Raw genomic sequence first — 14,134 nt, 5'->3', positions numbered from 1 at the left:
CGTCAGTCGCTGAGCGCCGTCACCGCGGCCTCGGCGAGCACCCGGGCCGCGATGCCGGTGGCCGCCTCGTCGATGCGGAGGTTGCCCTGGTGGAGGTCGTACGTCGGTCCGCCGGGCGTGCGGGTGCCGAGGCGGGCCATCGCCCCGGGGACGGAGTCGAGGTACCACCCGAAGTCCTCGCCACCGAGGCTCTGGGCGGTGGAGACGTGGCCGTGCGGGCCCAGGACGTTCTCGACCGCGGTGCCGAGCAGGCGGGTGGACTCCGCGTGGTTGACGACCGGCGGCACGCCGCGCTGGTAGGTCACCTCGGCGGTCACGCTGTAGGGCGCCACGATGGAGGTGATCAGCTGGCGGATCAGGTGCTCGGCGTCGGCCCAGGCGACCGCGTCGAGCATCCGGACCGTGCCGGCCACCACGCCGCCGTGAGGGATGACGTTGTGGGCCGAGCCCGCGCGCACCATGCCCCAGACGACGCTGACGCCCGCACGAGGGTCGAGACGGCGGCTCAGGATCGCGGGGAGCTCGGTGATGACCTTGCCCAGGGCGAAGGTGAGGTCCTCCGTGAGGTGCGGCCGCGAGGTGTGGCCGCCCTTGCCGATCAGCCGCACGGTCAGCGCATCGGCGGCACCGGTGAGCGGGCCCTCACGCAGGCCGAGGCGGCCGACGTCGAGGCTCGGGTCGCAGTGGAGTCCGAAGACGTGGGAGACACCCTCGAGCGCACCGGCGGAGATCAGCTGCAGCGCTCCACCGGGCATGACCTCCTCGGCGGGCTGGAACAGCAGTCGCACGCGTCCGGGGAGCAGGCCGCGGGCGGAGACCTCCGCCAGCGCGAGCCCTGCCCCGACGAGCCCAGCCGTGTGGACGTCGTGGCCGCAGGCGTGGGCGACTCCGGGGCTGGTGCTCCGCCACGGGTCCGAGATGAGGTCGTCCACCGGCAGCGCGTCGAGGTCGGCGCGCAGGGCGACCAACCGGCCACCGTGGCCGATCTCGGCCAGCACCCCGCCGCCCTCGGGTCGCCGCACCGTCCAGCCGACTCCCTCCAGCGCGGTCACGACCGCGTCGGAGGTGCGCTCCTCGGCCCAGCTCAGCTCGGGGTGGGCGTGGAGGTCGCGGCGGAGGGCGACGAGCTCGTCGGCGTACTTGTCGACGACCTCGGCGATGACGTGGGTGGCAGGGAGTTCGGGTGGCATGACCGACCCAGTCTACGGGCGCGGCCCCTCCCCCGGGCCGGTTGCGCACGGCTCGGGACGGCCCGCGAGCCGTCGGTACGCCTAGGCCGTGCGTCCGTCGTAGGCCGCGAGCAACCGGTCCGCGGCCAGCGGCGCCGGCAGCTCACCGGACAGCACGGCACGTCGTACGTCGTCGCGCACGGCGGCGACCCCGGGCGAGGAGCGCAGCCGCTGGTCGAGCTCGTCGCGCACCAGGGCCCAGGTGAACTCGAGCTGCTGCCCCGCGCGCTTGTGGGCCAGGCCGTCGACGCCGAGGTGCTCGCGGTGCGCCCCCACGCGCTGCCACACGTCGTCGACCCCGGCGCCGGTCAGCGCGGAGCAGGTGACGACGGGCGGGGCCCACTCGGCGTGCCCGCGGACCATGCGCAGCGCACCGGACAGCTCGCGCGCGGCCACGCGGGCGTCGGTCTCGTGCTCGCCGTCGGCCTTGTTGACCGCCACCACGTCGGCGATCTCGAGGATGCCCTTCTTGATGCCCTGCAGCTGGTCGCCGGTGCGGGCGAGGGTGAGGAACAGGAACGTGTCGACCATCCCGGCGACGGTGACCTCGGACTGCCCCACGCCGACCGTCTCGACGAGCACGACGTCGTACGCCGCCGCCTCGAGCACCAGCATCGCCTGGCTGGTCGCCCGGGCCACGCCGCCCAGCGTGCCGGCCGAGGGCGAGGGTCGGATGAAGGCGTCGGGGTCGACCGAGAGCGTCGCCATGCGGGTCTTGTCGCCGAGGACCGAGCCGCCGGTGCGCACCGACGAGGGGTCGACGGCGAGGACGCCGACACGGTGGCCCGCACCGGTCAGCCGGGTGCCGAGCGCCTCGATGAACGTCGACTTCCCGACGCCGGGGACACCCGAGATGCCGACGCGGGTCGCCATCGGTCGCTCGGCCGCCGCGAGCTCGGTGAGCAGCTCGCGCGCGGCCATGCGGTGCTCGGGACGCGACGACTCCACGAGCGTGATGGCGCGCGCGACCGCGGCCCGCTGGCCCGCGCGCACCCCCGCGACCAGCTCGGGGACGTCGATCGGCCGCGGCATCAGTCGGCGTGCTGTTGCCGCAGGCGCGCGATCAGGTCGAGGGCCGACTCCGCGATGACGGTGCCCGGCAGGAAGACCGCCGCGGCTCCCATCTCGCGCAGCGTCGCCACGTCGTCGGGCGGGATGACGCCGCCGATCACGATCATGATGTCCGGCCGACCCTGGTCGGCCAGCGCCTGCTTGAGCGCCGGCAGCAGGGTCAGGTGGCCGGCGGCCAGCGAGGAGACACCGACGATGTGCACGTCGGCGTCGATCGCCTGCTGGGCGACCTCCTCGGGCGTGGAGAACAGCGGCCCCACGTCGACGTCGAAGCCGAGGTCGGCGAAGGCGGTGACCACGACCTTCTGACCGCGGTCGTGGCCGTCCTGGCCCATCTTGGCCACGAGGATGCGCGGGCGGCGCCCCTCCTCCGCCTCGAACTCCTCGGTCGCCTCCAGCACGGCGGCGACGGCACTGCCCTCGGCGGCGCCTGCCTCGTCGCGGTACACGCCGCTGATCGTACGGATCACCGCCTGGTGACGGCCGTAGACCTTCTCCAGCGCGTCGGAGATCTCCCCGACGGTCGCCTTGGCGCGGGCCGCGTCGACGGCCAGCGCCAGGAGGTTGCCCTCCAGGGAGCCTCCGCCGACCGGGCCGCGCTCGGCGGAGGCCGTCAGCGCATCCAGGGAGCGGCGTACGGCGTCGTCGTCGCGCTCGGCACGCAGTCGCTCGAGCTTGGCCACCTGCTGGCGGTAGACGTCGTCGTTGTCGACACGCAGCACGTCGAGCTTGTCCTCGGCGGCGAGGCGGTAGGTGTTGACGCCGATGACCTTCTGCGCCCCCGAGTCGATGCGTGCCTGGGTGCGGGCGGCCGCCTCCTCGATGCGCATCTTGGGGATGCCCTGCTCGATCGCCGCGGCCATGCCCCCGGCCCGCTCGGCCTCCTGGATGTGGGCCCAGGCGCGCTCGGCGAGGTCGTGGGTGAGCTTCTCGACGTAGTAGGAGCCGGCCCACGGGTCGATGACCTGCGTGGTGCCGCTCTCCTGCTGCAGCAGCAGCTGGGTGTTGCGGGCGATGCGCGCCGAGAAGTCGGTCGGGAGCGCGATCGCCTCGTCGAGCGCGTTGGTGTGCAGCGACTGCGTGTGGCCCTGAGTCGCGGCCATCGCCTCGATGCAGGTGCGGCCCACGTTGTTGAAGACGTCCTGCGCGGTCAGCGACCAGCCCGAGGTCTGGCTGTGCGTGCGCAGCGACCGCGACTTGGGGTTCTGCGGCTCGAAGTCGTCGACCAGCCGAGCCCACAGCGCGCGGGCCGCGCGCATCTTCGCGACCTCCATGAAGAAGTTCATGCCGATCGCCCAGAAGAACGACAGCCGCGGCGCGAACTGGTCGATCGTCATGCCCGTGTCGAGGCCGGCGCGGATGTACTCCACACCGTCCGCGAGCGTGTACGCCAGCTCGAGGTCGGCCGTCGCCCCGGCCTCCTGGATGTGGTAGCCGGAGATCGAGATGGAGTTGAAGCGCGGCATCTTCTGCGAGGTGAACGCGAAGATGTCGCTGATGATCCTCATGCTCGGCGACGGCGGGTAGATGTAGGTGTTGCGGACCATGAACTCCTTGAGGATGTCGTTCTGGATGGTCCCCGCCAGCTGCTCCGGCTTCACCCCCTGCTCCTCGGCCGCCGCGATGTAGAGCGCGAGCACGGGCAGCACGGCGCCGTTCATCGTCATCGACACCGACATCTCGTCGAGGGGGATGCCGTCGAAGAGCGTGCGGGTGTCGTAGATCGAGTCGATCGCCACGCCCGCCATGCCGACGTCGCCGCGCACCCGCGGGTGGTCGGAGTCGTAGCCGCGGTGGGTGGCGAGGTCGAAGGCGACGCTCAGGCCCTTCTGGCCCGCCGCGAGGTTGCGGCGGTAGAACGCGTTGGACTCCTCGGCCGTCGAGAAACCGGCGTACTGCCGGACCGTCCACGGCTGGGTGGTGTACATCGTCGGGTAGGGGCCGCGCAGGAACGGCGCGAGGCCCGGCCACGTGTCGAGGCCGTCGAGGCCCTCGAGGTGCTCGGGGCCGTAGACCGGGAGGACGTCGATCCCCTCCGGGCTGCTCCACGGCGTCCCCTCGCTGGTCGAGGAGGGACGACGTCCTGTCACGAGACCCTCGCTGAGAGGCACGTCGGCGAAGTTCTTCGGGATGCTCATCGGGCGAGCTCCTCTCGGATCCGGCCGAGGAAGCCGAGTGCATCGACTCCCACGGCACACGAGTCGTCCACGTCGGTGACGGTCCGCTCCCCCGGCTTCCCGGCCAGGACGACGTACGACGCCCCTGCCGCGCGCAGCGCCGCCACGAGGTCGGCGCCCCACTCGGCGTAGGCCGCGTCGGGGCCCGCGAGGCACACGACGGGCTGGCCCGCGTAGGCCTCGAGCACCGAGGCGACGTCGGCGGTCGCTCCGGCGGCCTCGACGGCGACACCGCCGGCAGCGAACAGGTTGGTGGCGAAGGTGGCGCGCGCGGTGTGCGCGGCGATCGGGCCCATCGTGGCGAGGAAGACCGGGCGCTCGACGGGCTCGGTCCGCATGTCCTGGAAGGCCCAGTCGTAGTGGCGGGCGTAGCGGTGCGGCATGTCCTCGCGCTCGGGCAGCACCTCGCCGAGGTTCGGGAACTCCGAGACGCCGGTGAGCGGGCGGGAGCGGTCAGCCACCTGGGCGTCGCGGGCGGCGCGGACCGCCCGGGAACGCTCCTTGACCCCGGCGCGGGCCTCGTCGGCGAGCGCTCCACCGGCCGCCTCGATGCGGCCGAGCTCGGCCCAGCCGGCGACGGCGAGGTCGTCGGTGAGCTTCTCCACGGCGTAGGAGCCGCCGGCCGGGTCGGTGACCGCGGCGACGTGCGACTCCTCGATCAGGAGCGAGGAGGTGTTGCGGGCGATCCGGCGGCCGAACGCGTCGGGCGCCCCGAGCCGCTCGTCGAACGGGACGACCGTGACCGCGTCGGCGCCCCCGACCCCGGCGGCGAAGGCGGCGATCGTGCCGCGCAGCATGTTGACCCAGGGGTCCTGCTTGCTGGTCATCGGCCGGCTCGTGACCGCGTGCAGCGCCATCTCGCCGGTGGCCCCGGACGCCTCGAGCACGCGGGCCCACAGCCGGCGCGCCGCCCGGAGCTTGGCGATGGTCGGGAACTGCTCGTCGGTGGCCGCGAGGCGGAACTCGACCAGTCGCGCGCCGTGCTCGGCGGAGAAGCCGGCGTCGGCGAGGAGGCGGAGGTAGGCGACGCCGGTCGCCATGGCCCAGCCCAGCTCCTGCGCGTCGCTGGCTCCCTCGTCGTGCAGCGCCGTGCCGTCGACCACCAGCGCGCGGACGCCGAGCTGGAAGCCGCGACGGGCGACCGGCGCGAACAGGTCGCGGGCCGTGACGCCGTCCTCGCGCACCCGGGAGGGCAGCATCTCGATCGTCTGGAGGTCGAAGGAGAGGTTCGTGGCGGGGTGCAGCGCACCCTCCACGCCCTCCAGGAAGTCGGCGAAGGCCTCCACCTGCTCGGTCGAGGGACGGTCGAGGACGACGGGCGCCAGGTCGAGCAGCACGCCGTCGAGCAGCGTGGCCCAGTCGTGCTCCGTCGCCTCGGAGAGGTGCAGCGCGAGCGACGTGGCGCCGTTCTCGAGGTCCTGCAGCACCGCCTCGTTGGCGGCCTTCGCGTCGACGACCTCGACCTGCGTCCGCACGTCCCACGCACCGGTGCGCGACGGTCGCCCCGAGGTGGTGAGCCCGTCGAGGTCGGAGGGCTGCCCGATCGGGGCGACGTCGATGCCGTCGAGCGTCGTACGGCTCAGGGCCGCCCAGACGTCGGAGTCGGGCGCGTCGTCACCGAGGCGGCGGGCCTTGCGCAGCACGGCGGCCGTGGCCGCCTCCCAGGCCGCTGCGTCGTACGTGTCGCCGTCGCCGACGAGCCGGAGGGAGCCCTCCGCGGGCTGCAGCTCCTCGGGCTCGTCGAGTCCACCGTCGAGGCCACCAGGGAGGTCGGTCATGCTGCGCAGGATAGGCCCGCACAGTGGCGAGGGTCACTGGCGCCGGCTATGGGATAGGTCACCGTCCCGGCCCACGTGCCGGAGATTCCCGGCCGGCCGGGACGTCGGCCCCATGTGCTCGCCGCCGCTGGTTCCTAGCGTCGTCGTCATGCCGGACGTCTTCCTCCACGTGGGTCTCTACAAGACAGGGACGACCACGATCCAGGGCGCCCTCGCGGCCACGGCGGAGCAGCTCGCCGCCGCGGGGGTGCTCTTCCCGGGGGGCCACCGTGCCCAGCGTCTCGCGGCCTACGACCTGCTCGGCCAACGTGTGGGCGGCGAGCAGCGCGGCGAGGCCGCCGGGGCGCTGGGCCGGCTGGTCGACCTCGTCGACTCCCACGACGGTCCGACCGTGGTCGTCTCCGAGGAGGAGCTGTCCCTGGCGCGACCGCGCCAGGCGCGCCGACTGGTGCGTGCGCTCGCGGGCCACCGGGTGCACGTCGTGATCGGTGCGCGCGACATGGCGCGGACGCTGGTGTCGGCCTGGCAGCAGACGATCGTCAACGGCGGCACCACCACCTGGGCAGACTTCGTGGCGTCAGTGCGGGGACAGGAGGGCGCGCCACCGAGCGAAGGCGTGTCCTTCCACTGGCGCCACGACCTCCTCCGCGTGGTCGACACCTGGTCGGCGGTGGTGCCGGCCGAGCGGATCCGGTTGGTCACCGTGCCGCCACGGGGCACACCGGGCACCGCCCTCCTGACCCGCTTCGCCGCCGCGGCGGACCTCCCCGCCGGCTGGCCCGGCGAGCGCCAGGTCGTCCGCAACGTCTCGCTGGGCGCGGCCGAGCTCGAGGTGGTGCGCCGGCTCAACGAGGCGGTGGGCGGGACGTTCAACGCCACCCAGCACCGGTTCGTGATCGAGGCCGGCATCCGGTCACGGCTCGCCGGAGCGACCGCCCGGCCGCTGGAGCTGCCGCCCGAGCACCTCGCCTGGACGCGGTCGTACGGCGACCGGCTGGCGGCCGAGCTCGGACGCCGTGACCTCACCGTCCACGGCGACCTGTCCGACCTCGTGCCGGCCGATGTCGCGGCCACCGGCCCCGCCCTCGACGTCGTCACGGACGCCGAGCTGCTCGCCGCCACGCGTGAGGCGCTGGTGTCGGTGGCCCTCGACCACGGGAAGCTGTTCCGCCGCTACCGGCGCGCGTTCGTCGAGCGCGAGGGTCGACTGCCGGGGCCCGCCGAGGTGCTGACCAGCCAGCTCCGGGCCGGCGGGTTCTGGGTGCGCAAGCGGGCCGTCCACCACGCCGACCGGCACCCGCTCGTGGCGCGCGCCTCGAGCCTCTACGTGCAGCGGACCTCGCCGACGTCGCGCTGGTGACACCGCTCAGACCCGCTCAGACCTCCGTGCGGCCCTCGTTGTCCTTGTTGCGCATCCCGATCTTGTTGCCGAGCCACACGAGCGGGTCGTACTTGCGGTCGACCACGCGCTCCTTCATCGGGATGATCGCGTTGTCCGTGATGCGGATGCCCTCCGGGCACACCTCCGTGCAGCACTTGGTGATGTTGCACATCCCGAGGCCGGCCGCGCCCTGCGCGAGCGCGCGACGGTCGTGGGTGTCGAGCGGGTGCATGTCGAGCTCGGCGTAGCGGATGAAGAAGCGCGGTCCGGCGAAGTGCTGCTTGTTGTCCTCGTGGTCACGCACGACGTGGCAGACGTCCTGGCACAGGAAGCACTCGATGCACTTGCGGAACTCCTGGCCGCGCTCGACGTCGACCTGCGCCATCCGCCGCTTGCCGTCGGCGTCACGGGGACCCAGCTCGGCGTACGGCAGCTCGCGGGCCTTGCGGTAGTTGAACGACACGTCGGTGACGAGGTCGCGGATCACCGGGAACGTCCGCATCGGCGTGACCGTGATCGACTCGGACGGCTCGAAGTCGGAGAGCCGGGTCATGCAGAGCAGTCGCGGACGGCCGTTGATCTCCGCGCTGCACGAGCCGCACTTGCCGGCCTTGCAGTTCCAGCGGATCGCGAGGTCGCCGGTCTGGGTGGCCTGGAGCCGGTGGAGCGCGTCGAGCACCACCTCCCCCTCGGACACCTCGACGGTGTAGTCGGTGAGCTCACCGCCCTCGATGTCTCCGCGCCAGACACGCAGCTTCAGGTCGTAGGCCATCAGGTCTCCTCGAAGTACGTCTTGAGCTCGTCGGGCATCTCGGGCAGCGCCTGCTCGGCGAGGGTCACGCCGGTGCCGGCGTCGTCGAGGCGGACGACGAGGTTCTTGTGGCCCCACACCTCGTGGTCGGTCGCGGGGAAGTCGTCGCGCGTGTGCCCCCCGCGGGACTCCTGCCGCGCGAGGGCCGCCTTCGCGATCGACTCCGAGACGACCAGCATGTTGCGCAGGTCGAGGGCGAGGTGCCAGCCGGGGTTGTACTGCCGGTGGCCCTCCACCGACATCTGCTGCGCCCGCTGCTTGAGCTCCTCGATCCGCACCAGCGCCTGCTCGAGCTCCTCGGCGGTGCGGATGATGCCGACCAGGTCGTTCATCGTCTGCTGGAGCTCCTGCTGGATCGTGTAGGGGTTGTCACCCCCCTCGACCTGGAACGGCGTCAGCGCCGACCACTCACCGGCCCGGACCGACTCGTCGGTGATCTCGGGTCGCTGCGCCAGGCCGGCGACGTACGCCGCTGACGCCTCGCCGGCGCGCCGGCCGAAGACCAGCAGGTCGGAGAGGCTGTTGCCGCCCAGCCGGTTGGAGCCGTGCATCCCGCCCGAGCACTCGCCGACCGCGTAGAGGCCGGTGACGGAGCTGAGCTCGGTGTCGGGGTCGACCTCGATGCCGCCCATGACGTAGTGGCAGGTGGGTCCGATCTCCATCGGCTCCTGGGTGATGTCGACGTCCGCGAGCTCCTTGAACTGGTGGTACATCGACGGCAGCCGCTTGCGGATGAAGTCGGCGTCGCGGCGCGAGGCGATGTCGAGGTAGATGCCGCCGTGCGGTGATCCACGGCCCGCCTTGATCTCGGAGTTGATGGCCCGCGCGACCTCGTCGCGCGGCAGCAGCTCGGGCGGGCGGCGGTTGTTCTTCTTGTCGTCGTACCAGCGGTCCGCCTCCTCCTCCGTGTCGGCGGTCTCCGCCCGGAAGAAGTCGGGGATGTAGTCGAACATGAAGCGCTTGCCCTCGGAGTTCTTCAGGATCCCGCCGTCGCCGCGCACCGACTCGGTGACCAGCAGGCCCTTGACCGACGGCGGCCAGACCATCCCGGTCGGGTGGAACTGCACGAACTCCATGTTGATCAGGGACGCACCTGCCCGCAACGCCAGCGCGTGGCCGTCGCCGGTGTACTCCCACGAGTTGGAGGTCACCTTGAACGACTTGCCGATCCCGCCGGTGGCGAGCACGACCGCCGGCGCCTCGATCGTCACGAAGCGGCCGGTCTCGCGCCAGTAGCCGAAGACGCCGGAGAGGGCGCCGGCATCGTCCTTCAGCAGGTCGGTGACGGTGCACTCCATGAAGACGTCGATCCCGACCTGCACCGCGCGCTGCTGCAGCGTGCGAATCATCTCGAGGCCGGTGCGGTCGCCGACGTGGGCGAGCCGGGCGTACTTGTGGCCCCCGAAGTCGCGCTGGCTGATCAGCCCGTCCTCGGTGCGGTCGAACAGGGCCCCCCAGTCCTCGAGCTCCATCACCCGCTCGGGCGCCTCCTGGGCGTGCAGCTGCGCCATCCGCCAGTGGTTGAGCATCTTTCCGCCGCGCATGGTGTCGCGGAAGTGGACCTCCCAGTTGTCCTCCGGCCACCGGTTGCCCATCGCCGCGGCGATGCCGCCCTCGGCCATCACCGTGTGCGCCTTGCCGAGCAGCGACTTGCACACGATCGCGGTCTCCGCGCCCGCCTCGTGCGCGGCGATCGCGGCCCGCAGGCCCGCCCCACCGGCGCCGACCACCACGACGTCGTACCGGTGGCGCTCGATGCCGCCCTCGGCGTAGTAGGACATCTCGTTGCCGGTCATCGGATGCCTGGATTCGTTGATCATCGGAAGCCTTCCGGGGTCCCCGCGGAGTTGTCAGCGGAGGAGCGCAGCGGGGGAGATGAGAACTTCGTGGGGTGGTTCAAAAGAACCTCACGTCCTGGATCCTGCCGGTGGCGAGCAGGAAGATGTAGAAGTCGACGATCGCGACCGAGAACAGCGAGTACCACGCCCACTTGCCGTGGCTGGTGTTGAGCCGTGACACCCAGGTCCACAGCCGGTAGCGCACCGGGTGCTTGGAGAAGTGCCGCAACCGCCCGCCGACGACGTGGCGGCAGGAGTGGCACGAGAGCGTGTAGAGCCAGATGAGGACGACGTTGGCGATCATCAGCAGCGTGCCGAGGCCCATGTGGATGCCGCTGGTCTCACCGTCGCCGAGGGCGTACTCCGCCGGCATGGGCCGGAAGGCCAGCACCGTGTCGTAGGTGAGCACCAGGCCGACCAGCACCGCGGCGTACCAGAACCAGCGATGCACGTTCTGCAGGATCAGCGGGAACCGCGTCTCGCCGGAGTAGGACCCGTGGGGCTCGGCGACACCGCACGCGGGCGGGCTCAGCCAGAAGGCGCGGTAGTAGGCCTTGCGGTAGTAGTAGCAGGTCATCCGGAAGCCCAGCGGGAAGATCAGGATGATGAGCGCCGCGGACAGCGGCCACCAGGCGAACGGCTGGCCGAAGTCGGAGGCGCCCTCCACGCAGTCGCCCAGGCACGGGGAGTAGAACGGCGACAGGTAGGGCGTGGCGTAGTAGTCGCGACCCATGAACGCGCGGACGGTGGCGAAGACGACGAACCCCGAGAACACGACGAACGTCGCCAGGGGCGAGAGCCACCACCGGTCCTGGCGCAACGTCCGCGCATCGATGCGCGCGCGGGTCGGACTGGTCACGCCGCGGTCGGTTGTCGCCATGCGTCCTCCGTGAAGGTCCCGGCAATCCGGGAGGCGGTCCCGGACGACGGTCCCGACTATGACCTGTGTCACGCCTGAGCGGAAGACACCGCGCCCAGCAAAACGTCACACGCCCTCGGCGCGTCGTGCGTCGCAGCGCCGCGATAACGTGGCCGCGTGGCAACCCAACTCAATCCCCCTCGGCTCGTGAAGGGCGCGCGGGCCTCGCGCACCACCATCGCGCTCAAGCTGGGCATGGCGGTCAGCGGCTTCATCTTCCTCGGCTTCGTGCTCGCGCACATGTACGGCAACCTCAAGGCGTTCGCCGGACACCACGCGTTCAACGAGTACGCCCACCACCTGCGCGTGCTCGGCGAGCCGATGCTGCCGCACGAGGGCGCGCTCTGGATCCTGCGACTGGGCCTGATCCTGTCGCTGGTGGTGCACGTCTACTGCGCCGTCGTGCTGTGGCGCCGCGCGGCTCGTGCCCGCACCACCAAGTACGTCATGAAGAAGGACACCGGCGCGACGCGGGCCAGCCTGATGATGCGCTGGGGCGGCGTGACGATCCTGGTCTTCCTGATCTGGCACCTGCTCAACTTCACCATCGGCAAGGTCAACCCGCAGGGGGGCGCGACCAACGACCCCTACCTCCTGATGGTCGACACCTTCGACCTGTGGTGGATGACGCTGATCTACATCGTCGCGATGCTCGCCCTCGGCGCGCACCTCCACCACGGCATCTGGAGCGCCGCGCAGACCCTCGGCTGGACCGGCACCGCGGCCAAGCGCCAGCGCGCCAAGGTCTTCGGCTTCGTCATCGCGCTGATCGTCTCGGTCGGCTTCTCACTCGTCCCGCTCGCCGTGCTCGCGGGCATCATCACCAAGTAAGGGGTCACCGCACGTGAGCCACGACAGCCACGACATGGACATGCCCGACACCGTCACCGCGACGGAGGCCTCACCCTCGGGGGCGCTCGACGGCGAGTACGACGACGCCATCGACTACTACACGCCGGGCGAGCCGCTGGTCGACGGGAAGGCGCCCTCGGGCCCCATCGCGGACCGCTGGCAGAACCGGAAGTTCGAGGCCCGCCTCGTCAACCCGGCCAACCGCCGCAAGCTCTCGATCATCATCGTCGGCACCGGCCTGGCCGGCGCCTCGGCGGCGGCCACGCTCGGCGAGGCCGGCTACAACGTCAAGACGTTCTGCTACCAGGACTCCCCGCGCCGCGCGCACTCGATCGCCGCGCAGGGCGGCATCAACGCCGCGAAGAACTACAAGGAGGACGGCGACTCCGTCCACCGCCTCTTCTACGACACCGTGAAGGGCGGCGACTACCGCTCGCGGGAGTCCAACGTCTACCGCCTCGCCGAGGTCAGCACCAACATCATCGACCAGTGCGTCGCGCAGGGCGTCCCGTTCGCCCGCGAGTACGGCGGCCTGCTCGACAACCGCTCCTTCGGTGGCGTCCAGGTCTCGCGCACCTTCTACGCCCGCGGCCAGACCGGCCAGCAGCTGCTGATCGGCGCCTACCAGGCCCTCGAGCGCCAGATCGCCGCCGGCACGGTGTCGATGTTCACCCGCCACGAGATGCTCGAGCTGATCGTCGCGGACGGCAAGGCCCGCGGCATCATCGCCCGCGACATGGTCACCGGTGAGGTCCAGACCCACCTCGCCGACGTCGTCGTGCTCGCCTCCGGCGGCTACGGCAACGTGTTCTACCTGTCCACCAACGCGATGGGCTCCAACGTCACCGCTGCGTGGCGTGCGCACCGCAAGGGCGCCTACATGGCCAACCCCTGCTACACGCAGATCCACCCGACCTGCATCCCCGTCTCCGGCTCGCACCAGTCCAAGCTGACGCTGATGTCGGAGTCGCTGCGCAACGACGGCCGCATCTGGGTGCCGAAGAACCAGGCCGACTGCGACAAGGACCCGCGCGACATCGCCGAGGAGGACCGCGACTACTACCTGGAGCGGATCTACCCCTCCTTCGGCAACCTGGTCCCCCGCGACATCGCCTCCCGGGCCGCGAAGAACGTCTGCGACGAGGGTCGTGGGGTCGGCCCCGAGGTGGAGGGCGTACGACGTGGCGTCTACCTCGACTTCGCCGACGCGATCGACCGCCTCGGCCGCGACGCCGTCGCCAACAAGTACGGCAACCTCTTCGACATGTACGCCCGCATCACCGGCGAGGACCCCTACTCGGTGCCGATGCGGATCTACCCGGCCGTGCACTACGTCATGGGCGGCCTGTGGGTCGACTACGACCTGCAGTCCACGATCCCCGGCCTGTTCGTCACCGGTGAGGCCAACTTCTCCGACCACGGCGCCAACCGCCTCGGTGCCTCGGCGCTGATGCAGGGCCTCGCCGACGGCTACTTCGTGCTGCCCCACACGATCCGCGACTACCTCGCCGACGGCCCGTTCGAGGCCATCGCCGAGGACCACCCGGCGGTCGTCGAGGCGCGTACGTCGGTCACGGAGCGCATCGACCACTTCCTGACGGTCAACGGCACCCGCAGCGTCGACTCGTACCACCGCGAGCTCGGCAACATCATGTGGGAGTACTGCGGCATGGAGCGCACGGAGCCCGGCCTGAAGAAGGCGATCGACCTGATCCGCGGGCTGCGCGACGACTTCTACCGCAACGTCAAGGTGCTCGGCACCAGCGAGTCGCTCAACCAGTCGCTCGAGAAGGCCGGCCGCGTGGCCGACTTCTTCGAGCTCGGCGAGCTGATGTGCATCGACGCGCTCAACCGGCGCGAGTCATGTGGCGGCCACTTCCGTGGCGAGTCGCAGACCGAGGACGGCGAGGCGCTGCGGCACGACGACGAGTTCGCCTACGTCTCCGCCTGGGAGTGGGCCGGCCTCGACGAGCGGCCCGTCCTGCACAAGGAAGACCTCACCTACACGGCCATCGAGATGAAGCAGCGGAGCTACAAGTGATGTCACCCCACGACGTTCTCTCGCTCCTCCGCTCCGC

General features: G+C 71.3%; 10 protein-coding genes. 3 read left to right on the top strand and 7 right to left on the bottom strand.

From position 1 onward, the window contains the following. Positions 1-2: 2 nt before the first annotated feature. From ACXJKB_RS05025 to ACXJKB_RS05010, 4 genes are all read right to left on the bottom strand, one after another. A complete protein-coding gene (locus tag ACXJKB_RS05025) occupies positions 3-1,190 on the bottom strand; it encodes an amidohydrolase (protein WP_457186008.1) in 1,188 nt (395 codons plus the stop codon). Positions 1,191-1,271: 81 nt separating this feature from the next. Beyond that, positions 1,272-2,261 (bottom strand): methylmalonyl Co-A mutase-associated GTPase MeaB, encoded by a 990-nt coding sequence (gene meaB / locus ACXJKB_RS05020; RefSeq protein ID WP_457186006.1) that lies wholly within the window; start codon positions 2,259-2,261, stop codon positions 1,272-1,274. After that, positions 2,261-4,438 (bottom strand): methylmalonyl-CoA mutase, encoded by a 2,178-nt coding sequence (gene scpA, locus ACXJKB_RS05015; RefSeq protein ID WP_457186004.1) that lies wholly within the window; start codon positions 4,436-4,438, stop codon positions 2,261-2,263. Before scpA ends, meaB begins: the two co-directional genes overlap by 1 nt. Then, positions 4,435-6,255 carry a methylmalonyl-CoA mutase family protein gene (locus ACXJKB_RS05010; protein WP_457186002.1) on the bottom strand — a complete coding sequence of 607 codons (1,821 nt, stop codon included), beginning with the start codon at positions 6,253-6,255 and terminating at the stop codon, positions 4,435-4,437. The genes scpA and ACXJKB_RS05010 overlap by 4 nt, the downstream gene beginning before the upstream one ends. A 148-nt stretch (positions 6,256-6,403) precedes the next feature. Here ACXJKB_RS05010 and ACXJKB_RS05005 point away from each other — a divergent pair, with 148 nt between their 5' ends. After that, positions 6,404-7,615, top strand: coding sequence for a hypothetical protein (locus tag ACXJKB_RS05005; protein ID WP_457186000.1), 1,212 nt, complete (start codon positions 6,404-6,406; stop codon positions 7,613-7,615). Positions 7,616-7,631: 16 nt separating this feature from the next. On the opposite strand, the gene ACXJKB_RS05000 is transcribed toward ACXJKB_RS05005, so the two are convergent. From ACXJKB_RS05000 to ACXJKB_RS04990, 3 genes are all read right to left on the bottom strand, one after another. Next, a complete protein-coding gene (locus ACXJKB_RS05000) occupies positions 7,632-8,408 on the bottom strand; it encodes a succinate dehydrogenase/fumarate reductase iron-sulfur subunit (protein WP_457185998.1) in 777 nt (258 codons plus the stop codon). After that, the gene (locus ACXJKB_RS04995; RefSeq protein WP_457185996.1) at positions 8,408-10,267 is read right to left on the bottom strand and encodes a fumarate reductase/succinate dehydrogenase flavoprotein subunit; all 1,860 of its coding nucleotides are present in this window, start codon (positions 10,265-10,267) and stop codon (positions 8,408-8,410) included. Before ACXJKB_RS04995 ends, ACXJKB_RS05000 begins: the two co-directional genes overlap by 1 nt. Positions 10,268-10,343: 76 nt before the next feature. After that, on the bottom strand, positions 10,344-11,165 hold the full coding sequence (locus ACXJKB_RS04990) for a hypothetical protein (RefSeq protein ID WP_457185994.1): 822 nt from the start codon (positions 11,163-11,165) through the stop codon (positions 10,344-10,346). Positions 11,166-11,321: 156 nt separating this feature from the next. Here ACXJKB_RS04990 and ACXJKB_RS04985 point away from each other — a divergent pair, with 156 nt between their 5' ends. After that, positions 11,322-12,035 carry a succinate dehydrogenase cytochrome b subunit gene (locus ACXJKB_RS04985; RefSeq protein ID WP_457185992.1) on the top strand — a complete coding sequence of 238 codons (714 nt, stop codon included), beginning with the start codon at positions 11,322-11,324 and terminating at the stop codon, positions 12,033-12,035. A gap of 40 nt (positions 12,036-12,075) precedes the next feature. Then, entirely contained in the window at positions 12,076-14,097 is a 2,022-nt protein-coding gene (locus tag ACXJKB_RS04980; RefSeq protein WP_457186216.1) for a fumarate reductase/succinate dehydrogenase flavoprotein subunit, read from the top strand. Positions 14,098-14,134: the final 37 nt, after the last annotated feature.

This window comes from Nocardioides sp. P5_E3, assembly GCF_054049275.1.
This window is presented reverse-complemented; position numbering and strand designations above follow the sequence as displayed.